Below are 23,063 nucleotides of genomic sequence, written 5' to 3'. Positions count from 1 at the left end.
TGAGACACAGGAGGTCTCATGTTTTCGCGAGAACGGTGATGGCGGGGGTAGTGCGCGATTGAATGGTCTTTTAACGAACTCGGGGATCAGGCGTCTGTGATTAATTCATGATTCATGGGGTTGAAGTCTGTGTCATGGCCCATAGGTGGGACAGTGCGGCCAAGCCGCAGGAATAGAACGCCGGATTCCTCTTTCCTCTATGCAAGCCATTGATGCCTTAAGGAGAGCAAGATGACAGCTTCACGCCACATGACCTCGTACAACGCCACCGCTGCGCTTTCGTCCAAGCAGCGCCACCACCACGAGATGGACGGCAGCAACGCCAGCGATGGCGCAGAGTCCTCCAATCAGCGTCTGGGTGTTCGTCAGGTCGATGCCGATCGCGATCAGGCGCCGGAAGCCTATCTGGACAAGTCAGGCAGCGACCGGGGCTCCTCCCACTCGCGCGACGCCTACCCGACGCGTCTGAGCCAGCCACCGCAGCACCTGTGGCAGAAGCGCCGCGAGCCCGTCGTGCACTCGCGCGCCGATGAGGGGCCGCTGGGGGCTGAGCAACTCAAGCGGTTCGAGCGCGATGGCTTCCTGTTCGAGCCGGAATTCCTGGCCCCGGAAGAAGTCGAGACGCTGAAGGCCGAACTGGCTGCGCTGCTGGAGCAGGAAGATCTCCAGGGCCGTGATTTCACCATCACCGAGCCCAAGAGCCGCGAGATCCGCTCCATCTTCGCCGTGCACTTCCTGTCGGAGCGCTTCCGCCAGCTTGCCGAAGACCCGCGCCTGATGGATCGCGCGCGCCAGATTCTGGGTGGCGATGTCTATGTCCACCAGTCGCGCATCAACTACAAGCCGGGCTTCGAGGGCAAGGGCTTCAACTGGCATTCGGACTTCGAGACCTGGCACGCCGAGGATGGCATGCCGGAAATGCGTGCGGTCAGCGCCTCGATCATCCTGAATGACAATCACCACTTCAACGGCCCGCTGATGCTGATCCCCGGCTCGCACGAAGTCTTCGTGCACTGCCTGGGTGAGACGCCGGAAGACAATCACAAGTCTTCGCTGCAGGCACAGGAAGTCGGTGTGCCCTCGCGCGAAGCGCTGCGAGAGCTGGTCGCCCAGCGTGGCATCGAGGCGCCCACCGGTGCCGCGGGTGGTCTGCTGATGTTTGACTGCAACACCTTGCATGGCTCCAACGCCAACATGTCGCCGGACCCGCGCAGCAACGCCTTCTTCGTCTACAACCGCGTCGACAATGCCATGCAGGCGCCGTTCGCGGCCTCTCGTCCGCGCCCTGAATTTCTGGCCCACCGTGCCGATGGTGGCTGGGATGAACTGGAAAAATGAGCCGCGCGTGACAGATCGCCAGCGTGAGCAAGCGAAAGGAAAGACCGAAAGGCTGAGCAAGCCAGTGGACTGAACTGCACAACCCGGGGTTGCGTTCAGGCGGCGAAATCTCGGACGTTGGTGTGGTAGTGGCAAACCGGCGGGGCGGCGTAAGATTGAGACATCTCTCATTGATCACCTCTCATTGATCATCCATCACGCCCCGACAGGAGTTCTGCATGCCGCTTGCTCAGCGTTTTACCCCACGTTTCAGCGATGGTCGTGTCTTTGCCCATGATCTCGGCAAGGTGGTGTGCGTGGGGCGCAATTATGCTGCCCACGCCGCGGAGCTCGGCAATGAAGTGCCCAGCGAGCCGTTGCTGTTCATCAAGCCCGCCACCAGCGTGGTGCCCATGGACAAGCCGCTGCCGCTCTCGAAGCGACGTGGCCAGTACCATTACGAGGCCGAGCTTGCGCTGCTGATCGGCAAGCCACTGTGCGAGGCGAGTGAAGACGAGGCGCTGGAGGCATTGGCCGGCATGGGGCTGGCGCTGGATCTCACCCTGCGTGAGCGTCAGAGCAAGCTCAAGGCCAAGGGGCAGCCGTGGGAACTGGCCAAGGCCTTTGACGGCAGCTGTCCGCTGTCCTCCTTCGTGGCGCTGGAAGGCCCGCGCTGGCGTGATGGCGAAGGCGCACTGCATGATGTCGATTTCCAGGCACTGCAGTATCGTTTTGCCATCGACGGCGAGCAGCGTCAGCAGGCGGATACCCGTCTGATGCTGTTCCCTGTCGCGCGGCTGCTCAGCGAGATCAGCCACAGCTTCACGCTGCTGCCCGGCGACGTGGTACTGACCGGCACGCCGGAAGGGGTTGGCGAGCTGAATCCGGATCAGGCGCTGGCACTGACGCTGGATGCCCCGGATGGCAGCGGCGAGCTGCTGCGTGTCGAGACGCGCACTCGCGGCGTGGCATGACGACTGGGGCTGACTGGGGCTGAGACAGCCCTGAGCGAGTAGCCAGCAGCCCTGAGCGAGTTCACAACAGCCCTGAGCGTGTTGGCAGCAGCCCTGAGCGAGTTGAGACAGAAAAGCCCCTGCCGGGATTCCGGCAGGGGCTTTTGCTGTCTGGGCTGCTGCTTTCCGGGCTCGAATCTCTGAAGCAGAGATCAGCTCAATGACGGAAGGGCTCAGCTCTCCAGGTAGGTATATCCTTCCAGACCTGCCTTCAGGTCCTCGAGCAGGTCTGCCTGTTCCAGCGCGTTCAGATTGGATGACTTGAGCTGACGCGCGAGGCGGGCCGCCAGCTGATCCGGGTCGAAGTTCACGTAGCGCAGCACCTGCGCCACGCTATCGCCCTGGATGGCATGGGAAAGCTGCCATTGGCCCTCGTCGTCGAGGCTGGCATCCACGGAATCGGTATCGCCGAACAGGTTGTGCAGGTCGCCGAGGATTTCCTGATAGGCTCCGACCATGAAGAAGCCGAGCAGCTTCTCTTCCTCGGCATGCCATTCCGGCAGCGGCAGGGTGGCATCCAGGCCCTGGTCATCCACATAGGTGTCGATGCGGCCATCACTGTCGCAGGTGATGTCCTGAATCACGCCACGGCGAGTCGGCGCGCGGTCGAGACCGGTCAGCGGCAGAATCGGGAAGATCTGCTCGATGCCCCAGATGTCCGGCAGTGACTGGAACAGCGAGAAGTTGACGAACAGCTTGTCGGCCAGCTTCTCGTTGAGCTCATCGAGCACCGCGCGGTGCGAACGCTGGCGCGCATCGAGGCGCCCGGCGAGACTGCGGCACACGTTGGTGTAGATGGCCTCGGCCTCGGCACGGATGGCGATGCTCGCCAGCCCCATCACGAAGCGCTCCTGCACCTGATGCTGGGCATGCACCACGGCGTGGTAGATCTCCACCAGCTCACGTGGCTCGAGCGCACCTTCCAGACGCGCGGCCTGTGTCCACAGCGCGGCGATCTGCAGATCATCCTCACGCGGCGTGGGCAGCGGCAGGTCGACACGCTCCTCGCCGATCACGTCCGTCACCAGCACGGCGTGGTGAGCGGTCAGGGCACGACCGGATTCGGAGATGATGTGCGGATGCGGCAGATCATGCGCCTCGCACACCGCGTGGAACGCCCCGACCACATAGTCGGCGTATTCACGCATCGAGTAGTTGAGCGAGCAGGCGCTTTCCGAGCGCGTGCCTTCGTAGTCCACGCCCAGGCCACCGCCGACATCGACGATTTCCACGCCGGCACCGGCTTCATGCAGCCCCTGATAGAAGCGCGCGCACTCGGCCAGGCCGCGCTGGATGTCGCTGATGTCCGCGATCTGCGAGCCGAGGTGGAAGTGGACCAGCTTGAGGCAGTCCAGCGCATCCACTTCGCGCAGGCGCTCGACCAGCGCGACGATCTGGCTCGCCGTCAGGCCGAATTTCGACTTCTCGCCGCCGGTGTTCTGCCAGTTGCCCTTGCCGATGGTGGCCAGGCGCGCGCGCAGACCGATGCGCGGCCGCACACCGAGACGTTCAGCTTCTTCCAGTACCAGTTCCAGCTCGCTGGCCTTCTCGACCACCAGGTGCACGCGGTGGCCGAGCTTCTCGCCCATCAGCGCCAGACGCACGTACTCGCGGTCCTTGTAGCCGTTGCAGACGATGACCGACGGGCCATTGTCCGACAGCGCCAGCACGGCGAGCAGTTCCGGCTTGCTGCCGGCTTCCAGGCCGACACGCCCGCGCGAGCGTTCGCTGGTCGCCAGCAGTTCCTCGACCACGCGGCGCTGCTGGTTGACCTTGATCGGATAGACGGCGGTGTAGCTGGCGCCATAGCCGCGTGAGCTGATGGCGGCATCGAAGGCGGCGCACAGCTGCTCGACCCGGTCATGCAGGATATCGGCGAAGCGGATCAGCAGCGGCAGTCGCAGGCCCTGGGCGCGGGCCTTGTCGATCAGCGAGATCAGCGGCAGCGCAGGCGTACCCGGTTCGCCATGGGGGCGCACCAGCGTCAGGCCATCCTGGCCCACGTCGAAATAGCCGCTGCCCCACTGGTCAATGTTGTAGGTGCGGCGTGCTTCGGCTGCAAAGGAGGTCATCGCGGTCTCCGGAGATGGACGGCGTGAAGGCAAGCCCGGCGGTGCTCAGCGGTGTGGGCAGCGTCGGAGAAGACAATGGCGCCCGCACGGATGCGGGCGCTCAGGGGGCGCATTATGCCTGCTGGGGAGGCGCAGGCAATCGCTTTGCCACTTGCGTGGACATTCAGGCCGGCTGGGTGGCGTCGGGCAGCGGCAGGGCGCCTTCCTCGATGCGCCGGCCCAGCAACTGGCGATACTGTGCCGGGTCCTTCGGCGTCAGGCTGTGAGCGGGCGGGTCCACGTAGACCACCAGCAGGCGTGACAGCCAGTAGCGCAGCGCGGTCATGCGCAGCATGCTCGGCCACAGGCGACGTTCGTCAGCGTTCATCGGACGCTCGGCCAGATAGGCGCTGAGCAGGGCGTCATAACGCGCCTGATCCAGACGGCCATCGTCATTGGAGCACCAGTCATTGACCAGAATCGACAGATCGAAGATCAGGTCGCCGGTGCAGCCATTGTAGAAGTCGATGATGCCGCCGAGGCGATCGCCGTCAAACAGGGTGTTGTCGCGGAACAGATCCCCGTGCAGCGCGCCCTGTGGCAGGTCGACGCCACTGAAGACGTCTTCGCAGACATCGATCTCGTCGGCCATCAGCGCCTGGTCTTCCGGGCTCAGATAGGCCAGCACCTTGTGGTGCATCGGCTTGATCCAATGCAGGTCACGGGTGTTGGGGCGCTGGCCGGTGAAGTGCTGCGAGACGGCGTGCATGCGCCCCAGCGCCGCACCGATCTCGCGGCACTGGGCGACATTGGGCGAGACGGGCCACTTGCCCGGCATGCGCGGAAACAGCAACGCCGGCTTGCCTGCCAGCGTCTTGAGCGCCTGACCTTCGCGGTCATGCAGCGGGCCGGGCACCGGCAGCTGGTGGCCGGCGAGGAAATCGAGCAGCTCGACGAAGAAGGGCAGTTCCTCATGCTCGCCCTGCTCGAACAGGGTCAGCACCATCTCGCGGCGGTCGGTGGTGACGAAGAAGGTCGAGTTCTCGGTGCCGTGGGCGACATCTTCCAGCGATGTCAGCGTGCCTGCATCGTACTCTGCCAGAAATTCTGCGACCTGAGCCTCGCTCAGGGGGGTAAAGACTGCCATGGGTGACTCTTCTCGCCGAAATGTGTCCGCCCCATCAGTGGCGCGCCGCTGGACCGACGCGGCGGCAATGCGCTGACAGGAGTTGTTGTCGGTAGGCAGGAGGGAGACCTCCATGCCCGGACCGAGCGCAAGGGATGCGTCCGGTCCGGGCATGATGCCCATCACTGCCGGGTCAGATGCCGCGTGACCCGCAATGCCGAGCTTATCACTTTTTCCGCGCCCAGCCGGGCACCTTGAGCTGACTGGCCTGCGACACGCTGGAACGGGTGAAGTTGCCGTTGCCATCACTGTCGAGCAGGAAGAAGGGCGTGCCCCCCTTGGGGATGATCTCGATGGCGTACAGATGGCCATTGACGCGGTATTCGCGCAGCTGGCGGTCATCCTGCTGACGGCTGGTGACCTGTGGCTTGGGGGCATCACTCTCGGCCACGGCCAGCGGGGCGCCCAGTGCGGTGATGACCAGCAGCAGAGCACTCGCCAGCAGCGTGGGCAGGCGCAGCGTCGGGTGCGGAGCAATCGAAGCAGTCGTGCGCATGGCATTCCTCCTTTAACACGTGAGCCTTCATCGCAGGGAGACTGGCGACAAGGCCCCGTATACAAAAGTCCTGAGCGCAAAGATTCTGTGCGCAAGCGTGCGGAGGGCAAGCGAATCGGCGATGGCCAGAAACCTTGCCTGATGGGCGCAGTCTACGACTCTTGTCAGCCGCGTGCACGATTTCACTGCCCCTGGGAGCTGCCCGAAAGCCGGTCCATGCCCGCGGCGTGACTGTGCCTCGCCGCAGCCCTTGCGTATCATGACAGCCATTGATGCCGAGAGAGTTTCGGCCCCGACTCTGCTTGCCCCAAGCTCACCCTTCAGCCTACGGATGCGACTGCTCATGGCCGCCACGCCGATCGTTCTCGTCGATGGATCTTCCTACCTCTATCGTGCCTTTCATGCCCTGCCGCCGCTGACCACCTCCAAGGGCCTGCCCACCGGCGCGGTGAAGGGCGTGATCAACATGCTCAAGAGCCTGATCCGCCAGTATCCGGACAGCCCCATGGCGGTGGTGTTCGACGCCAAGGGCAAGACCTTCCGTGATGACATGTATCCCGAGTACAAGGCCCAGCGTCCGCCGATGCCCGATGACCTGCGCCTGCAGGTCGAGCCGCTGCATGCCTGCGTGCGCGCGCTGGGTCTGCCGCTATTGTGCGTGGAAGGTGTCGAGGCCGATGACGTCATCGGGACTCTTGCGCGACTGGCCACCGAGGCCGGGCGTGACGCCGTCATCTCCACCGGCGACAAGGACATGGCCCAGCTGGTGAACGAGCACATCACGCTGGTCAACACCATGAAGAACGAGACGCTGGACGTGGACGGCGTCACCGAGAAGTTCGGCATTCCGCCCAATCTGATCATCGACTTCCTCGCGCTGATGGGCGACAAGGTCGACAACATTCCCGGCGTGCCGGGCGTGGGCGAGAAGACCGCGCTGGGCCTGCTGCAGGGCATGGGCGGCGGTCTCGACACCATCTACGGTGATCTCGATCGCATCAAGACGCTCAGCTTCCGCGGCGCCAAGACGCTGGCCAAGAAGATGGAAGCGCACCGCGAGGATGCCTATCTCTCCTATCGTCTCGCCACCATCAAGCTGGACTGCGAGCTGGAGCATGGCCTGGAGGACCTCGCGATCGCCGCGCCGGATACCGCCGCGCTGGTCGAGCTCTACAAGGAGATGGAGTTCCGCGCCTGGCTGAAGGAGCTGCTGGAAGGCGGTGACATGGCCGCCACCCCGCACGCCGACGAGAAGGACAGCGGTGTCGCCGGCGGTGATCTGTTCGGCGACAGCATCGCGCCCGTCGCGGACAAGGCCTCCGGCAAGGGCAAGGCCGCCGCTGCACCGACGCCTGAGCTGGATGCGGCGGGTGACGAGGACGAGTTGCCCGAGGCGCTGCCGCCGCGTGAGGAGCGCAACTACCGCGCCATCACCGAGCAGGCCGAGCTGGACGCGTGGCTGGAGCGTGTGCGCAACGCCACCTCGCTGTGCTTCGACCTCGAGACCACCAGCCTCAACTACATGGAAGCCGAGATCGTCGGCATCGGCATGGCGCTGGAGGTCGGCGAGGCCGTCTACATTCCCGTCGCCCACAGCTATCTGGATGCCCCCGCGCAGCTGGAGCGCCAGGCCGTGCTGGAGGCGCTGACGCCGATTCTGGCCGATGGCGCCATCACCAAGATCGGCCAGAACCTCAAGTACGACATCGAGGTGCTGGCGCGCTATGACATCGCGGTGGCCGGTCCGCTGGCCGACACCATGCTGATGTCCTACGTGCTCAACTCCACCGCGACCCGTCACGACATGGACTCGCTGGCGCTCAAGTACCTGGGCGAGAGCACCATCAGCTTCACCGACATCGCCGGCAAGGGCGCCAAGCAGCTGACGTTTGACCAGATCGCGCTGGAAGAGGCGATGCCCTACGCCTGTGAGGATGTCGACATCACCCTGCGCCTCGCCGCGCTGCTGATGCCGCGCATCGAGAAGCTGGGCCGTCTGGGCGAGGTGCTGCGTGATTACGAATACCCGCTGATTCCGGTGCTGGCGCGCATCGAGCGCAACGGCGTCGCGATTGACCCCGAGCGCCTTCACGCCCAGACCCGTGAGCTGACCGAGCAGATCCACGACATCGAGAAGCAGGCCTTTGAGCTGGCGGGCCGCGAGTTCAACCTCTCTTCCCCCAAGCAGCTGGGCGAGATCCTCTTCGAGGAGCAGAAGCTGCCGGTCAAGAAGAAGACCCCCAAGGGCGCGCCGTCCACCGCCGAAGCCGTGCTTGAGGAGCTGGCGCTGGACTACCCGCTGCCCAAGCTGATCATGCGTCATCGTGGCATGACCAAGCTCAAGAGCACCTACACCGACAAGCTGCCGCAGCTGGTCAACCCGACCACGCGCCGCCTGCACACCAGCTACCATCAGGCCGTCACCGCCACCGGGCGTCTGTCGTCTTCCGATCCGAATCTGCAGAACATCCCGGTGCGCAGCGAAGAGGGCCGTCGCATTCGTCAGGCCTTCATCGCACGCCCCGGCTATCGCATCGTCGCGGCGGATTACTCGCAGATCGAGCTGCGCATCATGGCGCACCTCTCCGGTGACAAGGGGCTGCTCTCGGCCTTCGCCGACAACCGTGACGTGCACGCCGCCACCGCCGCGGAAGTCTTCGGTACCGAGGAATCACGTGTCAGCAGTGACCAGCGTCGCAGCGCCAAGGCCATCAACTTCGGACTGATCTACGGCATGTCCGCCTGGGGCCTCTCGCGTCAGCTGGATATCGACCCCGGCCAGGCCAAGACCTACATCGAACGCTACTTCGAGCGCTATCCGGGCGTCGCCACCTACATGGAAGACACTCGCCACCTCGCCGCCGAGCAGGGCTATGTCGAGACCATCTTCGGCCGTCGTCTCTACCTGCCGGAAATCGGCTCGCGCAATCATGCGCGTCGTAGTGCTGCCGAACGCACCGCCATCAACGCCCCGATGCAAGGCAGCGCCGCCGACATCATCAAGCGCGCCATGATCGACGTGGACGCCTGGCTGGCGGGCAATGACGGTGACAAGGCGTATGACGCCATGATGGTCATGCAGGTACACGATGAACTCGTCTTCGAAGTCGCCGAAGCGCAGGTCGAAGACTTCATGAAAGACGTTGCCCAGCGCATGCAGAACGCTGCCTCCCTCGACGTCCCGCTGCTCGTCGAAGTCGAGCAAGGCGACAACTGGGAAGAAGCGCATTAACGCTTAAAATCCAAACGGAATATAAAAGCCAAGGTTGAGTGATGCTTAACCTTGGCTTTTTTGTGTTGATTCTAAATATTCTGTAAGTAGGCCTTTTAGACTAGGGTCTATTTTCAATGCGTTTTCACAGAAACTGATAAACTCCGTCTTAAGTTCTTCTGAAGTCGTTATTCCTCCTTCAATCTCGGTGTGGTTATTTTGTTGTACTTGGTCTTCGATAGGTTCTCTATCTCCGTGCTTAAAGATAAATATAGCTGAAATATGGATGCAGTATTGAGTGAGTAGCATTATTTCAAGCGATGTCTTTGGTACTTTTGCATTAAAGTACCTTTCATTGATGCATGTTATTCGACCTGAGTTATTGTCATCTCTGTAGCCGTGAGCAAGCATTGTGTTTCTCATACCTTCAATTCCATTCCACTTCTTCAATCTTGCAATTGCAGGTCGGACGACTTTCATTGTGTCTCTAATCTCTGGGATATCTCTTGAGTATTTTTTGAACCTTTTCCATTCGTTTAAAAAAGAGCTGATATCAATCAGCATTTTGTTTGTTATGGAAAATCTCAGGTCATAGTCATCGTGATAGCGCTGTAAGACAGCATAGTCTTTTTCCATTGTGTGTTTTAGGACGCTTAATATGATCAACGATTCTTGGAATTTGTCTTTCATTTTAGCCCTGCGTAAGCGTATTGGGGTTTTAGTTTCTATTTCTTATAGTAGTGTAGGTGCTAATATAAAAATATAGAATTTTTCCAATCAAATAATTGCTATCTACGACCACTGGCTACATTGATCCTTGGCGGCGGTAGGCCGATGCTGTAGGTGGTGTCCGGTTTTCCGGACGCTGGCTGCGGGTGATGGCGCAGCGCACAACAATCAGATCCGGCGGGTGTCGGTGGCGGCATGACGGCCCCCCATGATGATCGGACACGCCAAGGGAGAGTCGGTGATGGCTCAGCAGATGCCAGTGTCAGGCGCGGCGGGTGGAGCGAAGGCGGCTGCCCCGCTGCGCAACGATTCACCTGCCACCTCGATTCATGTCGAGCGGGCGCGTCGCGAGTTGCTGCGAGCCGCGATGGATGCGGTGGAGGAGTGGGTGGTGGTGGTGGATGCCCAGGGCGGTATCCAGTTTCTGAACGCCCCCTATGCCGAGTTTCTCGGGGTGGAGGCCAGCGAGGTGCTGGGGCGCGATGTCAGCGAGGTGATCGAGAACACCCGCATGCATGAGGTGCTGGAAAGCGGCCGCGCGGAGCTGGCCCAGCTGCAGTTGATTCGTGGCCACCACATGATTGCCCACCGTTACCCCATCTTCCGTGATGGCGAGCTGATCGGCGCCATCGGCTCGGTGCTCTATCACGACACCTGGGAATGGCGGCAGGTGAATGCTCAGGTCCAGGCGCTGGAAGCGGAGGTGGACTACTACCGTCAGGCGCTGGAAACCCCCAACGGCGCGCGCTGGCAGTTGAGTGACATCATCGGGGATTCGCCCGCCATGCGGGAGCTGGCCAGCAAGGTACGCAAGATCGCCCCCGGCGGCGCCTCGGTATTGATCCGTGGCGAGTCCGGTACTGGCAAGGAGCTGTATGCTCATGCGCTGCATCGCAGCTCGGCGCGTGCCAAGGGGCCCTTCATCAAGCTCAACTGCGCGGCGATTCCCGAAGCGCTGCTGGAGGCGGAGCTGTTCGGCTATGAGGAAGGCGCGTTCACCGGCGCGAGGCGAGGCGGCAAGCCCGGCAAGTTCCAGCTCGCGGATGGTGGCACGCTGTTTCTCGATGAGGTTGGTGACATGCCGCTGGCGATGCAGGCCAAGTTGCTGCGCGTGCTGCAGGACCGTGAAGTCGAGGCGGTCGGCGCGACACGCCTGGTCACCGTCGATGTACGAGTCATCGCCGCCACGCACCGCCCGCTGGAGGCGCTGGTCGAGAGCGGCGAATTCCGCGAAGACCTCTTCTATCGCATCAACGTGGTGCCACTGCAGGTGCCGCCGCTGCGCGAGCGCCGTGATGACCTGCCGACCCTGGCCACGCATCTGCTGTCACGTCTGGCGCGTCGTAGTGGCCGTCGTCCGCCGATACTCTCCGAGACCGCGTTGGAGCGCCTGTGTGCCCATCACTGGCCCGGCAACGTGCGCGAGCTGGAAAACGTCCTCGAAGCCGCCTTCTACCTGGGCGGCAGCCATATCCAGCCGACCGATCTGCCGGATGCCATCGGTGCCCGGCATGGCGATGCCCGCCGAACTGAATTATCCACACCCCCCTCGGATTCAGCCGTGCTTGCTGCTTCCGACACGCCAGTGGCAACCGGCTCGCTACGGGAGGCGATGGCGCAGACCGAGCGACGCCTGATTGAGGCCGCCCTGTCTGCCGCCAATGGCAATCGCACCCGCGCCGCCCGTCAGCTCGGCATCGCCAAGTCCTCGCTCTACGAGAAGCTCAACCGTCATGGCCTGTTGGCCGAAACGCCCTGATCGAGAGTGGTTTCACCTTCCCGCCACAGACGAGGGGTCAAAGCGTCCGGAAATTCGGTCAATGACCGGAATTCCGGACGCTTTGCGTATCTTGCCACCCCACGCCGTGCCTGCCCGCATGGGGTCTGCCTTCCACTATCGGCATATTCGACTGGAGTCGTAGACCGAATTCATGTCAGCGCGCGACCTTGGTCGCAGCCTTGGCGACCCGCGTGTCCGGTTTTCCGGACACTGCCGAGCATGGATGGCGGCATCGAGGACATCGTGTGGCTACTCGTGCGTGATTGGCTCTCGTAGCTCTCTGAAATCATTGGAATTGTTGTGGCGTGGTCAGGCGCTTGCGTTGTCAATGGGTAAGTTGACGTAAGCGTCAGCTTGTTGCGTGCCTTATCGCCAGAAAGCATCGAGCCGTACGACCAGCCAGTACAACAACAAATCAGGGAGCCGTGCCATGTTGCATCACGCCACGCCGCGTCACACGACGCCGACTCGTCGCCTGCGCCTCGGAGCCGCCATCGCGGCGGCCGTCGCCACCACCACCTTGATGGCCGCCGCACCTGCTCAGGCGGAAGGGCCGAAGCAGCTCGACGTCGCCAGTACCTTCTCGACCAAGAACTTCCTGGGCGCCGGGGCCGTGCGTCTGTCCGAGGAACTCAAGAGCGCCACCGGCGGTGAAGTCGGTCTGCGCGTGCATGAGCCGGGCGATCTGGTGCCGGCCTTCGAAGTCTTCAACTCCGTCTCTTCCGGCGCGATCCAGGCCGGTTGGGACTGGATGGGCTATTGGGCCGGCACGGTGCCGATCACCAACCTCTACGGTGCGCTGCCGTTCGGCCCGAGCCCGGAAGCCTTCATGTCATGGATGTGGGCCGGTGAGGGCACCGAGCTGATCCAGGCTGCCTATGACCCCTACGGCGTGAAGGTGCTGCCGTGCTTCATCTCCCCGCAGGAGACGGGCGGCTGGTACAACAAGGAAATCAACTCGCCGGATGACTTCAAGGGCCTGTCGATGCGCATCTCGGGCCTCGGCGCCAAGGTGCTCAACAAGCTGGGCGCCTCCACCCAGCTGGTACCGGGCAGCGAGATCTATCTCGCGCTGGAGCGTGGCCGTGTCGATGCCACCGAGTTCTCGGTGCCGCAGGTCGATCAGGCGATGGGCTTCAATGAAGTCGCCAAGTACTACTACTTCCCGGGTTGGCACCAGAGCGCCAGCTGGTTCTCGCTGTTGATCAACCAGCAGGTGTGGGACAGCTACAGTGACCAGCGCAAGGCGCAGTTCCAGACCGCCTGCCGCGCGACCCTGCAGTGGGCGATGGCCGAAGCGCCGCCGGCTCAGGTACGTGCGATCCATGAGCTCGAGGAGAAGGGTGTCGAGGTCAAGCGCTTCCCGGAACCGGTGATGACCGCGCTGCAGAAGGCATGGGGGGAAGTGCTGGAAGAAGAGAAGCAGACCAATCCTGACTTCGCCAAGGCCTACGATTCGCTGATGAAGCATGCCGCATTGATCGACGAATGGTACGAGCTGCAGGCCATGCCGCAGCCGATGGCCATGAAGCAGGCCGGTGACGCTGAGGAGGGTAGCGCCCAATGACCGACCCCCGCCTTGCGCCCTGGCGGGCACAGGGCGGGGCGGTGTGTGACGCCCTGGGCCGACCGCTGGTCGGCCTGGGGCTATGGGTGGGTCGCCTGACCAGTTGGTTGGGTCTGGCGATCATCCTGGCCGTGCTCACCACCGTCACGCTCAACGCCCTGGGCATCAATGAAATCGCCAACTGGGGGTCGCCTGACGTGCTGCTGTTCGGCACCGCGATCACCATCAATTCCGTCACCGAGCTTCAATGGCATCTGTTCGGCCTGCTGACGCTGTTCGGTGGCACCTATGCCTTGCACAGCGACACGCATGTGCGGGTCGATCTGTTCTACCAGCGCCTCTCGCCGCGTGGGCGCGCCGTGGTCGATATCCTCGGCCACCTCATCATGCTGATTCCCTTCTGCCTGCTGATCGCCTGGCTGTCCAAGCACTTCGTCACCATGTCCTACATGTCCGGCGAGAAGTCCAACTATGGCGGGCTGGTGGACCGGTATCTGATCAAGGCGATGCTGCCGACGGGGCTGGTGTTTCTCGCCCTCGGCGCACTTGGGCAGATCTTCGAGAATCTGGCCTGCCTGTTCGACCCGGCGCGCACTCCTGAGCGCCTGAAGGACCACGAGATTGCCAGTCTTGCCGGCCTTGCACCTCAGTCAAGCAAGACGCAGGACACCGCTGCACACGAGACGGCCGGCACGACGGCACCCAAGGATCAAGCAGACGGGAGCCATGACGATGCTCGCTGAATACGCCTTGCCCATCACCATGGTGGTGGCACTTCTGATCGGTATCTTCTCCGGCTACCCGGTAGCCTTCCTGCTCGGCGGGCTGGGTATCCTGTTCGCCTTCATCGGCGACATTCCGCTGCCGTTTCTCGGCACCGTCGGCTCGCGCATCTTCGGCGGGGTGATCGAGAACTGGCTGCTGATCGCGATTCCGCTGTTCGTGTTCATGGGACTGATGCTGGAAAGCTCCGGGGTGGCGCGCAATCTGCTGATGACGTTGCAGCGCCTGTTCGGCCGCGTGCATGGCGGTCTGGCCGTCTCGGTGGCGCTATTGGGCGTGGTGATGGCCGCCAGTACCGGCATCATCGGTGCCTCGGTGGTCATGCTGGGCCTGCTGGCGCTGCCGGTGATGCTGGGGCAGGGCTACAAGGCCGAGATGGCCTGTGGGGTCATCGCGGCCTCCGGCACCCTGGGCATCCTGATTCCGCCCTCGATCATGCTGGTGCTGATGGGCTCCATCCTGCAGATCTCGGTGGGGGCACTGTTCAAGGCGGCGCTGATTCCGGGGCTGATGCTCGGCGCGCTCTACGTGGCCTATCTGCTGATCACCGCCAAGCTGCGCCCGGACTGGGCACCGCTGCCGGACCAGTCGCTGCTCGGTACCGACAAGACACCGCTGCCGCTGGCGCTGCTGCGGGATCTGCTCGGCCCGATGGTGCTGATCGTCGCGGTGCTGGGCTCGATCATGACCGGTATCGCCACGCCCACCGAGGCCGCGGCCATCGGCGCGGGCGGCAGTCTGCTGCTGGCGCTGGTGATGGGCGGGCTGTCCTTCGACACCCTGCGCAACACGCTGCGCGATACCTCGCGGACCAGCGCGATGATCCTGTTCGTCGTCATCGGCGCGACCTGCTTCTCGGTGGTCTTCAAGCGGCTGGGCGGCGACTATCTGATCGAGGATGTCATCACCGGCACCGGCCTGGGTCCCTACGGCCTGCTGTTGCTGCTGATGGGACTGATCTTCGTGCTCGGCTTCTTCCTCGAGTGGATCGAGATCAGCTTCGTTGTGCTGCCGCTGGTGGCGCCGGTGGTCGAGGCGCTGGACTTCGGGCTCGGGCTGTCCGGCCAGGGGCTGCTGGTATGGTTCGCGATTCTGGTCGCCATCAACCTGCAGACGAGTTTCCTGACCCCCCCCTTCGGCTACGCATTGTTCTATCTCAAGGGCATCACCGCCGGGCAGGTGTCCATCGGCACCATCTATCGCTCGATTCTGCCCTTCGTCGGCCTGCAGCTAGCGGGGTTGATCCTGTGCATGCTGTTCCCCGCGCTGGTGCTGTGGTTGCCGGGGCTGATGCCCTGAGTGCGGGCAGGGGGCGGGCAGAGTGCGGGCGTGACATCGGCACCGTGCCACCGCCACGCCGGGGGAGGGGGCAGCAGCGCGAGGGGCATCACAGGGAGGTGATGTGCCACAGATCCGCCGTGATCGGCAGAGCGATCCATCAGGGAGAACGAGATGCTGCCACGACGCAGGGTATTGATTGCGGGGCAGGGGGAATGGCTGGAAGCCATGGCGCGCACCTTCCTGGAAGATGGTGCCATCATCGCCCTGATGAGCACCGCGCAGACGGATCTCGAGCGCGTGCTGGACGCGCTGGGCGGCGAGCAGTCGGATCGCTTCGGTCAGGTGGTGGGCGAGGGCTGTTTCGAGGTGCTGGTGGCGCGTCTCGGCCGTCTCGACGTGCTGGTCTGCATGCCGCCGCAGGCCGTGGCCGGGCAGTCGCTGGAGGCGTGTCTGGTCGCGCAGGTCGCCGGGCCCGGCGCCTTGCTCAAGGCGGCCTGTGCACGCATGTTGCGCCACGGTGGACGCCTGCTGGCCGTCGCGCCGCCGCTGTCCTCACCGCTGCCCTCGCAGGAGCATCATGGCACTGCCATGGCGCAGGCGGCGCTGGGTGAGTTGATCCAGCGCCTCGCGCTGCGTGCCCCCGACAGGGTGCGCGCCAATCTGCTGTGTCCCGAGGGCAGCCGACCGGATGCCGTGGCGGAGTGCGCGCGCTTCCTGGCCGGTGGTGCCGGGCGCGCGCTCAACGGTCAGGTCCTGCACCTGACCGACTGATATCGAATGGGGGCTCCCGGCCCTCGTTCTCTTGTCGTACCCCCGGCGCACGATGGCTGCCGGGCCTGCCTGCCATTCCTTCCCAAGCCTTGCCGATTCGTTTCCGCGGATGCGCCGCGTTCGCTGGTCCGACATATGGCCAATTACATCAAATCTATGTCCAATTTCCTCAAACCACTTCGACGGTAGGGGCTTAAGGTAGAAGAGATTCCAGTCGGACCCGCCCCCGAGAGCAGGCACCTGCCAGGGAAAACAAGCGTGCCGCTCCCCAGCCGTGGAGAACATCGAGTGCCCAGCGCCCCCCTTTCCGTCTGCCTGACAGACTCCGGACGACAACTGCAGCTGAGCCACCCCGAGGGTGATCTGACCCTCGAGGCGCTCTGGCTGCGCGAGCGGAGTCCTGATGACGCGACTCTCGATTCCCTGACCGGTCAGCGCCTGATCGAGGCGGCGGATCTGCCGCTGGATCTGCGCCTGAGCGAGGCGCAGCTCGACGGCGATACGCTGTCGCTGGCCTTCAGCGACGGCCACGCGGTGAGTGTCTCGTCGTCGGCCCTGCTGGCGGAGTGTCGCGCGCCACAGGCCTACCAGGGCATGACGTTCTGGAAGGGGGATCTCGCCCAGCTGCCCGAGGCTGACTTCGCGGCAGCACTGGACGATGACGCGGCCTTGCTGGACATGCTCGAGCAGTTGCAGCGCTTCGGCTTCGTGCGGGTCAGTGGCGTGCCGGATCACGAAGATGGCATGCAGAGCCTGATCCATCGCATCGGACCGCTGCGACGCACCAACTGGGGCGGCATCGCCGACGTGAAATCCGTCGCCAACGCCTACGACCTCACCATGACCCAGCGCGGGCTGGAGCCGCATACCGACAACCCCTATCGCGATCCGATTCCCGGCTATATCTGGCTGCACTGCCTGCGCAATGCCGCCCTGGGGGGTGACAGTACGCTGGTGGACGGGTTCAGCGCGGCGGAGCATCTGCGTCGTGAAGACCCCGAGGCCTTTGCCTGCCTGACCGAGGTCAGCCCCGGATTCCGCTATCACGATGCCACCACGCGGCTGGAGAGCGAAGGCCCGCTGATCGAGCTGGACAGTCGGGGGCAGGTGGCCCGTGTGCGCTTCTCCAATCGTACCGAGCGGGTGCCGGCGTTGCCGAGCGCGACCCTGCGCCGTTACTACGCGGCCCGTCAGGCGTTCTACCGCCTGATTGCCGGTGACGACTTCACGCTGCACCTCAAGCTGGCGCCGGGCCAGATGCTGATCATGGACAACTACCGGCTGTTCCATGGTCGCAGTGCCTTCCAGCTGGAAGGCGGCATCCGCCATATGCGTCAGGGCTATGTGGATCGCGACTCCACGGCCAGCCGCCGCCTGCTGCTGGCCGATCAGCTTGCCGATCAGCTCAGCGGTCAGCCGGACAACAAGGAGGAGGCCACCGCATGAGTCAGCAAGATACCGTCCCGATGACCCAGGCGCGCTTTCGCAGCTTCGCGGAAAGCACGCATGCCGAATGGGCGCTGATCGATGCGCACTTCCGGGAGTATCAGTCCGATGCCTGTCGGCGCGTGATCGCCCACCTGGGCTGCCTCCAAGGAGATCACCATGGCTATCCGGTGGATCGCTACGAGCACTGCCTGCAGACGGCGACCCGCGCCTTGCGTGCCGGCGCCGATGAGGAGATGGTGGTCTGCGCGCTGTTGCACGACATCGGCGATGATCTCGCACCGGCCAATCATGCCGAGATCGCCGCGGGTATCCTCGAACCGTTCATCGATCCGCTCAATGTCTGGATGATTCGCCATCACGAGCTGTTCCAGGGCTATCACTACCGGGAATTCTTCGGCCAGGACCGCCATGCACGTGATGCCTACGCCCACCACCCTGCCTATGAGCGCACCGTGCGCTTCTGTGACGAGTGGGACCAGACCAGCTTCGACCCCGAATACGACACCCTGCCGCTTGCGCATTTCCTCCCGATGCTTGCGCGCGTGATGGGGCGTGAGCCCTTTGGCGGCCTGCCGAAACTGGTGGCAGCGCCATCGGCTGCAGTCGCGCAAGGCATGCAAGACCCCGCTTGACACTCCCTATAACAAGGCCCGGCGCGACCGGTGCTGACAAGGAACGACAAGATGAAGCGACCCCTGACCTGCCTGACCTCTTCCCCGTTGCGCGGCACCCGCCGCGGACTTCTCACGCTCGGTGCACTGCTGCTCAGTACGGCGCCGCTGGCGGCTTCTGCCCAGGACACGGACGACGCCTTGACGCTCATCGTGCCGCCCTGGCCCGGTGTCAGCGTCAAGAGCGAGATCGTCGCCCAGATTCTCGCCCCGATGGGCTATGACGTGGAGCGGCAGGAAGTCAGCTCCACCGTCGGTTACAACACGCTGACCACCGGCGACAGTGATGCCTTCCTCGCCGGCTGGCTGCCGGCCCAGAAGGACAGCTACGACGCGGCCATGGCGGCCGGCGCGATCACGGATCTCGGCAACAACGTCACCGGTGCCCGGATGGGCTTCGCGGTGCCGGGCTATGTCTATGACGCGGGTATCCACAGCGCGGCGGATCTGGCCGCCCACGCCGATGAATTCGATGAGACCATCTACTCCATCGAAAGCGGCTCCACCATCAGCGACATGCTCAACGGCGCCATCGACGACGATGTCTATGGGCTGGGTGACTGGGATGCGATGGAATCCTCGACACCGGGGATGCTCAGTGAAGTGCGCGCCGCCGAGCGCGAGCAACGCTGGATCGCCTTCTACGGCTGGACGCCGCACTGGATGGTGCCGGAATTCGACACCCATATTCTGGAAGACCCGGAATCGGTCTTCGGTCCTGACAACGGCGCCAGTGACGTCAAGACCGTCGTGCGGACCGCCTACGCCGAGGCCAATCCCAACCTGACGCGCTTCCTCGATCAGCTGGTCTTCAGCTCCGATGAACAGAGCGCCTTCATCCTCGACTACAGCCTGAACGAGCGTGACCTCGATGAGGTGGCGCACGACTGGCTCGTCGCCCACCCGGAGCGTCTGGCGGAGTTTCTTGCCGGCGTGACGACCCGCGATGGCGAAGATGCCGTCGCTGCCGTGAGCGCCAGCCTGCAAGACTGACGCAGCCTCCCTACCGCGATGGCGGTCATTGATCGCTTCCCGCGCTCCACTTCTCCTGCATACGAAGACGCCGAGTCAGTCGACTCGGCGTCTTGCTGTCAGGGGCCCAGTGTTCAGGCCCCGAAACCCGCGATGAAGACGCGCACGCAGCGCCTGACGTGTGGTCGCAGGCTTTCCGGGTCGGCCGGTTCGGGGAAGCTGCCCAGCAGGGCATCGACATGCAGCGGGTTGAGCAGCATGCCGGTCAGCAGGTTGGCGGCGGCCAGCGGTTCCTGCCCGAGGCCGGAGCCTGGCAAGTGGCCCTCCGCCACCTGTCGTGACAGGTAGCCAGCCAGCCGCTGGCGCGTCAGCTTGGGGCCATTGTCGAGGAAGAGCTTGCCGAGCTGCGGGTTGCGGCCGCTCTCGAAGGCGAGGCCACGAAACAGCCGGATCAGCTGTGGTTCGAGGGCCAGTGTCAGCATCGCCATCCCGAAGTGTTCCAGGGCCTCGTCGACGCGACGTGCCTCATTGACTTCGTGATCCATCACCGACCATACCGACTGTGCTTCCTGCTGCATCACGGCGAGGAACAGCCCCTCCTTGTTGCCGAAATTCCGATAAAGCGTCGTCAGTGATCCGCCGGCCTCCCGTGCGATCTCGTTGATGCTGGTCGCGGCGTAGCCATTTTGCAGGAAGTGTTCTCTGGCGACTTCCCGCTGGCGCCTGCGGCGGGCTTCCCCGCGCGGCGAGGTGCGGGATGTGGCGGTGTCCGGAGCACTCTGCGAGGAAGGGGAGTCCGTCATGTCTGTGTCCTCTGGTGAAAGGGGCCGACTGACGCCGTCAGGGTTGCGATATTGCGAACGAGGCACGCTGTCGGTTGACGCTGTCGGGGGTGGCTCAATGAAGTGTAGTATTCATTACACTTAGTGGCGGTGCAAGATGGCAGTCCCGAGCGCAGGCGTTGCGTCATCGAGGCCGGCCACCGTCAGACGGTTTCCCTGCCTGGCACTGACAGGCAGCAACAGAGAGTCGCCGTATGAACAAGGCAGGCAAGGGCGCAGTGGCGCTCCTCGTGGTGGCGGGCGTGATCGTGGGTGGCGTGATGGGAGTCGAGTGGTGGCAGGTCGGGCGCTTCATGCAGGAGACCGACAATGCCTATGTGCGGACCGACAGCGTGCCGGTGCGTTCCGAGGTCACCGCGCGTGTGACGCGCATGCTGGTGCATGACAACCAGCCGGTGAAGAAAGGGCAGTTGCTGGTTCAGCTGGACGATGGGGATGCCAGGGCCAACCTGGATCAGGCGAGCGCCGCACTCGACAAGGCGCGCACCGGGGAAGTCCAGGCCGAGCGTCAGCTGGATCTGCAGAGCGCGAAGATCGATGAGGCCAAGGCGGCCCTGGCCTCGGCCAAGGCCGAGCGCGATCAGGCCGCGCTGCATCTCAAGCGCTCAAGAAGTCTGGAGAGCCGCAGCTACGCCTCGCGGCAGTCCCTTGAAGATGATCAGGTGACCCTGCGCACCGCCGAGGCCAGCGTGGCGCAGCAGCAGGCGTCGCTGGTCTCCGCGCGTCAGCAACTCGAGGTCTACAAGGCACAGCTGGACTCGGCCCGCGCCGAAGTGGTGTCAGCGGCGGCGGATCTCGCCTACGCGCGCCACCAGCTGGAGAAGACCTCGATTCGTGCGCCCCAGAACGGCGTGGTCGGCAATCGCAGTGTCGAGGTCGGCACCATGGCCAGCGCCTCGCTGACCCTGATGCAGCTGGTGCCGGTGGAAAGCGCCTACGTGGTGGCCAACTACAAGGAAACCCAGACCGAGCGCATGCGAGTCGGGCAGCCGGTCCACCTTGAGGTGGATGCCTATCCGGACATCGAGTTCGAGGGGGTGGTGGACAGCCTCGCGCCGGCGACCGGCACCGAGTTCAGCCTGCTGCCGACGGACAATGCCACCGGCAACTTCAACAAGATCGTCCAGCGCGTGCCGGTGCGTATCCGCCTGACCGGCCCGGAGGCGGCATTGCCACGCCTGCGGGCGGGGCTGTCGGTCGTGCCGTCCATCGACACCCGTGAGCTGCCGGAGACCGGCACCTATGCGGCCAGTGTCACCGCGCCTGTCACTGCGGCTGTCACCGCGCCAGTCATGGCACCTGATAGCGTGCAGGTCGCCTCCGATGTCGCGGCCACCGCCGAACACGGAGCGCAGTGAGCATGGCCGAGGCAACCGCAGCCCCGGCAGGGGCTGCCAGTGACATGCCGTCGCGCCGTCAGCAGATCGGCTTCATCGCGGCGGTGTTCGGCATGTTCATGGCGATCCTGGATATCCAGATCGTCGCCAGCTCGCTCAATGAGATCCAGGCGGGCCTGGCGGCCAGTCCCGAGCAGGTCTCCTGGATCCAGACCAGCTATCTGATCGCCGAGATCGTGATGATTCCGCTCTCGGGCATGCTGGCGCGCATCTTCTCGACCCGCGTGGTACTGACCGTCTCGGCGCTGGGGTTCACGCTGGCGAGTCTGGGCTGTGCATTGTCCACCTCGCTTGAGGCGCTGATCGTGCTGCGTGCGGTCCAGGGCTTCATGGGCGGGGCGATGATTCCGCTGACCCAGGCCGTGAGCTTCTCGATCTTCCCGCGACGCAAGATGGGCACCATTCAGGCGGTGATCGGCCTGGTGGCGACCATGGCGCCGTCCATCGGTCCCACCGTCGGTGGCTATCTGACCGAGTATTTCAGCTGGCACTGGCTGTTTCTGGCCAATCTGCTGCCGGGCATCCTCGTGGCCAGTCTGGTGTGGCGCAATCTGGAGATCGACAGCGGTGATCGCGGACTGCTCAAGCGTCTGGACACGCTGGGACTGTCGTTGATGGCGGTGTTTCTCGGCAGCCTCGAATACGTGCTGGAGGAGGGGCCGGGAGATGACTGGTTCGCCAGCACCCCCATCCTGCTGTGGGCCATCGTCTGTGCGCTGAGCTGCGTGGGCTTCTTCTGGCGCGTGCTGAGTGCTGACAACCCCATCGTGGATCTGCGCGTGTTCAAGAATCGCAACTTCGCGCTCGGCGCGCTGGTCGGCTTCTGGCTGGGCGTGGTGCTCTACGGGCTGGTCTATCTGGTGCCGCTGTTCCTCGGCAGCGTGCGTGGCTTCTCGAGCCTGCAGATCGGCGAGGTGATGTTCGTGGCGGGCGTGGCGATGTTCCTGATGGCACCGCTGTCGGGAAAGCTCTCCGATCTCATCGATCTGCGCCTGATGATGTTCATCGGTCTGGTGCTGACCGGTGTCGGCACCGGCATGAATGCCCATCTGACGTCGGGCTCGGGATACAACGAGTTCTTCTGGCCGCAGGTCATCCGTGGCGTGGGCCAGATTCTGGTGCTGCTGTCGGTGTCACGCCTGGCGATGGGACGACTGGCGCCCCACGAACTGGGCAACGGCAGTGGCCTGTTCAACGTGATGCGCAACCTGGGCGGCGCGGTGGGTCTGGCGCTGATCGATACCGTGCGCGACTGGCGGGAGGACTACCACTGGAACCAGCTGATCGGCTCCATCGACCAGAGCCGCCAGGTGGTGATCGACCAGCTGGCCAGCTATCAGGTGACCTTCTCGGGCCTGACCGACCCCTGGCAGGCGGGCGTCGCGATGATCGCGCAGCGCATCAGTCTTCAGGCCGAGGTGCTGGCCTTCGACAATATCTTCCTGTGGCTGGGCGCGGTCTATGTGGTGGGCAGTGTCGTGGTGATCGCCTTCCGTCGCCCGGAGAGCGAGGGCAGTGACGAAGGCGGCGCTCACTAGCGTGGCGTC

The 23,063-nt window shown here is 63.9% G+C and carries 18 protein-coding genes; 13 read left to right on the top strand and 5 right to left on the bottom strand.

Going from position 1 to position 23,063, the window contains the following annotated elements:
- The first annotated feature begins 231 nt into the window (after window positions 1-231).
- Window positions 232-1,338, top strand: coding sequence for an ectoine hydroxylase (gene thpD / locus QD228_RS06490; protein WP_308477993.1), 1,107 nt, complete (start codon window positions 232-234; stop codon window positions 1,336-1,338).
- A gap of 218 nt (window positions 1,339-1,556) precedes the next feature.
- The gene (locus QD228_RS06485) at window positions 1,557-2,291 is read left to right on the top strand and encodes a fumarylacetoacetate hydrolase family protein (protein ID WP_176493727.1); all 735 of its coding nucleotides are present in this window, start codon (window positions 1,557-1,559) and stop codon (window positions 2,289-2,291) included.
- Window positions 2,292-2,503: 212 nt separating this feature from the next.
- On the opposite strand, the gene speA is transcribed toward QD228_RS06485, so the two are convergent.
- The 3 genes from speA to QD228_RS06470 form a co-directional block, all read right to left on the bottom strand.
- A complete protein-coding gene (speA, locus tag QD228_RS06480) occupies window positions 2,504-4,402 on the bottom strand; it encodes a biosynthetic arginine decarboxylase (protein ID WP_077378572.1) in 1,899 nt (632 codons plus the stop codon).
- 163 nt (window positions 4,403-4,565) lie between these two features.
- Window positions 4,566-5,528, bottom strand: a complete 963-nt coding sequence (locus QD228_RS06475; RefSeq protein WP_084209458.1) for a homoserine kinase — start codon at window positions 5,526-5,528, stop codon at window positions 4,566-4,568.
- 205 nt (window positions 5,529-5,733) lie between these two features.
- Window positions 5,734-6,063: a DUF2782 domain-containing protein gene (locus QD228_RS06470; RefSeq protein WP_084209457.1), complete on the bottom strand. Its 330-nt coding sequence runs from the start codon at window positions 6,061-6,063 to the stop codon at window positions 5,734-5,736.
- Between the two features lie 343 nt (window positions 6,064-6,406).
- On the opposite strand from QD228_RS06470, the gene polA reads away from it, so the two are divergent.
- Window positions 6,407-9,295, top strand: a complete 2,889-nt coding sequence (polA, locus tag QD228_RS06465) for a DNA polymerase I (RefSeq protein WP_279874826.1) — start codon at window positions 6,407-6,409, stop codon at window positions 9,293-9,295.
- Window positions 9,296-9,340: 45 nt separating this feature from the next.
- Here polA and QD228_RS06460 read toward each other — a convergent pair whose 3' ends face one another.
- Window positions 9,341-9,964, bottom strand: coding sequence for a hypothetical protein (locus QD228_RS06460; protein WP_279874825.1), 624 nt, complete (start codon window positions 9,962-9,964; stop codon window positions 9,341-9,343).
- Between the two features lie 247 nt (window positions 9,965-10,211).
- Here QD228_RS06460 and QD228_RS06455 point away from each other — a divergent pair, with 247 nt between their 5' ends.
- The 8 genes from QD228_RS06455 to QD228_RS06420 all read left to right on the top strand — a co-directional run bounded on the left by QD228_RS06455 (window position 10,212) and on the right by QD228_RS06420 (window position 19,298).
- The gene (locus tag QD228_RS06455; protein ID WP_279874824.1) at window positions 10,212-11,762 is read left to right on the top strand and encodes a sigma 54-interacting transcriptional regulator; all 1,551 of its coding nucleotides are present in this window, start codon (window positions 10,212-10,214) and stop codon (window positions 11,760-11,762) included.
- A 451-nt stretch (window positions 11,763-12,213) separates the two neighbouring features.
- Window positions 12,214-13,350 (top strand): TRAP transporter substrate-binding protein, encoded by a 1,137-nt coding sequence (locus QD228_RS06450; protein ID WP_240704291.1) that lies wholly within the window; start codon window positions 12,214-12,216, stop codon window positions 13,348-13,350.
- Window positions 13,347-14,093 carry a TRAP transporter small permease subunit gene (locus tag QD228_RS06445; RefSeq protein WP_279874823.1) on the top strand — a complete coding sequence of 249 codons (747 nt, stop codon included), beginning with the start codon at window positions 13,347-13,349 and terminating at the stop codon, window positions 14,091-14,093. Before QD228_RS06450 ends, QD228_RS06445 begins: the two co-directional genes overlap by 4 nt.
- Window positions 14,083-15,432, top strand: a complete 1,350-nt coding sequence (locus QD228_RS06440; RefSeq protein ID WP_077378596.1) for a TRAP transporter large permease subunit — start codon at window positions 14,083-14,085, stop codon at window positions 15,430-15,432. Before QD228_RS06445 ends, QD228_RS06440 begins: the two co-directional genes overlap by 11 nt.
- A 153-nt stretch (window positions 15,433-15,585) precedes the next feature.
- A complete protein-coding gene (locus QD228_RS06435; protein ID WP_077378599.1) occupies window positions 15,586-16,185 on the top strand; it encodes a hypothetical protein in 600 nt (199 codons plus the stop codon).
- A gap of 315 nt (window positions 16,186-16,500) precedes the next feature.
- On the top strand, window positions 16,501-17,631 hold the full coding sequence (locus QD228_RS06430; protein ID WP_279874844.1) for a TauD/TfdA family dioxygenase: 1,131 nt from the start codon (window positions 16,501-16,503) through the stop codon (window positions 17,629-17,631).
- Window positions 17,632-17,651: 20 nt separating this feature from the next.
- The gene (locus tag QD228_RS06425; RefSeq protein ID WP_271302433.1) at window positions 17,652-18,266 is read left to right on the top strand and encodes an HD domain-containing protein; all 615 of its coding nucleotides are present in this window, start codon (window positions 17,652-17,654) and stop codon (window positions 18,264-18,266) included.
- Between the two features lie 51 nt (window positions 18,267-18,317).
- Window positions 18,318-19,298, top strand: a complete 981-nt coding sequence (locus tag QD228_RS06420) for an ABC transporter substrate-binding protein (protein ID WP_279874822.1) — start codon at window positions 18,318-18,320, stop codon at window positions 19,296-19,298.
- Window positions 19,299-19,411: 113 nt separating this feature from the next.
- Here QD228_RS06420 and QD228_RS06415 read toward each other — a convergent pair whose 3' ends face one another.
- A complete protein-coding gene (locus QD228_RS06415) occupies window positions 19,412-20,080 on the bottom strand; it encodes a TetR/AcrR family transcriptional regulator (protein WP_077378608.1) in 669 nt (222 codons plus the stop codon).
- Between the two features lie 233 nt (window positions 20,081-20,313).
- On the opposite strand from QD228_RS06415, the gene QD228_RS06410 reads away from it, so the two are divergent.
- Window positions 20,314-21,477, top strand: a complete 1,164-nt coding sequence (locus QD228_RS06410) for an HlyD family secretion protein (RefSeq protein ID WP_279874821.1) — start codon at window positions 20,314-20,316, stop codon at window positions 21,475-21,477.
- Between the two features lie 2 nt (window positions 21,478-21,479).
- On the top strand, window positions 21,480-23,054 hold the full coding sequence (locus QD228_RS06405; protein ID WP_077378613.1) for a DHA2 family efflux MFS transporter permease subunit: 1,575 nt from the start codon (window positions 21,480-21,482) through the stop codon (window positions 23,052-23,054).
- The last annotated feature ends 9 nt before the right edge of the window (window positions 23,055-23,063 follow it).

This window comes from Cobetia sp. 3AK, from assembly GCF_029846335.1.
Classification (GTDB): domain Bacteria; phylum Pseudomonadota; class Gammaproteobacteria; order Pseudomonadales; family Halomonadaceae; genus Cobetia; species Cobetia marina.
This window is presented reverse-complemented; position numbering and strand designations above follow the sequence as displayed.

Coding starts and splice junctions, on each gene's coding strand:
- speA (WP_077378572.1), bottom strand. CDS start 4,402: ATGACCTCCTTTGCAGCCGAAGCACGCCGCACCTACAACATTGACCAG.
- QD228_RS06435 (WP_077378599.1), top strand. CDS start 15,586: ATGCTGCCACGACGCAGGGTATTGATTGCGGGGCAGGGGGAATGGCTG.
- QD228_RS06425 (WP_271302433.1), top strand. CDS start 17,652: ATGACCCAGGCGCGCTTTCGCAGCTTCGCGGAAAGCACGCATGCCGAA.
- QD228_RS06445 (WP_279874823.1), top strand. CDS start 13,347: ATGACCGACCCCCGCCTTGCGCCCTGGCGGGCACAGGGCGGGGCGGTG.
- QD228_RS06460 (WP_279874825.1), bottom strand. CDS start 9,964: ATGAAAGACAAATTCCAAGAATCGTTGATCATATTAAGCGTCCTAAAA.
- QD228_RS06440 (WP_077378596.1), top strand. CDS start 14,083: ATGCTCGCTGAATACGCCTTGCCCATCACCATGGTGGTGGCACTTCTG.
- QD228_RS06475 (WP_084209458.1), bottom strand. CDS start 5,528: ATGGCAGTCTTTACCCCCCTGAGCGAGGCTCAGGTCGCAGAATTTCTG.
- QD228_RS06450 (WP_240704291.1), top strand. CDS start 12,214: ATGTTGCATCACGCCACGCCGCGTCACACGACGCCGACTCGTCGCCTG.
- polA (WP_279874826.1), top strand. CDS start 6,407: ATGGCCGCCACGCCGATCGTTCTCGTCGATGGATCTTCCTACCTCTAT.
- QD228_RS06405 (WP_077378613.1), top strand. CDS start 21,480: ATGGCCGAGGCAACCGCAGCCCCGGCAGGGGCTGCCAGTGACATGCCG.
- QD228_RS06455 (WP_279874824.1), top strand. CDS start 10,212: ATGATGATCGGACACGCCAAGGGAGAGTCGGTGATGGCTCAGCAGATG.
- QD228_RS06420 (WP_279874822.1), top strand. CDS start 18,318: ATGAAGCGACCCCTGACCTGCCTGACCTCTTCCCCGTTGCGCGGCACC.
- thpD (WP_308477993.1), top strand. CDS start 232: ATGACAGCTTCACGCCACATGACCTCGTACAACGCCACCGCTGCGCTT.
- QD228_RS06485 (WP_176493727.1), top strand. CDS start 1,557: ATGCCGCTTGCTCAGCGTTTTACCCCACGTTTCAGCGATGGTCGTGTC.
- QD228_RS06470 (WP_084209457.1), bottom strand. CDS start 6,063: ATGCGCACGACTGCTTCGATTGCTCCGCACCCGACGCTGCGCCTGCCC.
- QD228_RS06415 (WP_077378608.1), bottom strand. CDS start 20,080: ATGACGGACTCCCCTTCCTCGCAGAGTGCTCCGGACACCGCCACATCC.
- QD228_RS06410 (WP_279874821.1), top strand. CDS start 20,314: ATGAACAAGGCAGGCAAGGGCGCAGTGGCGCTCCTCGTGGTGGCGGGC.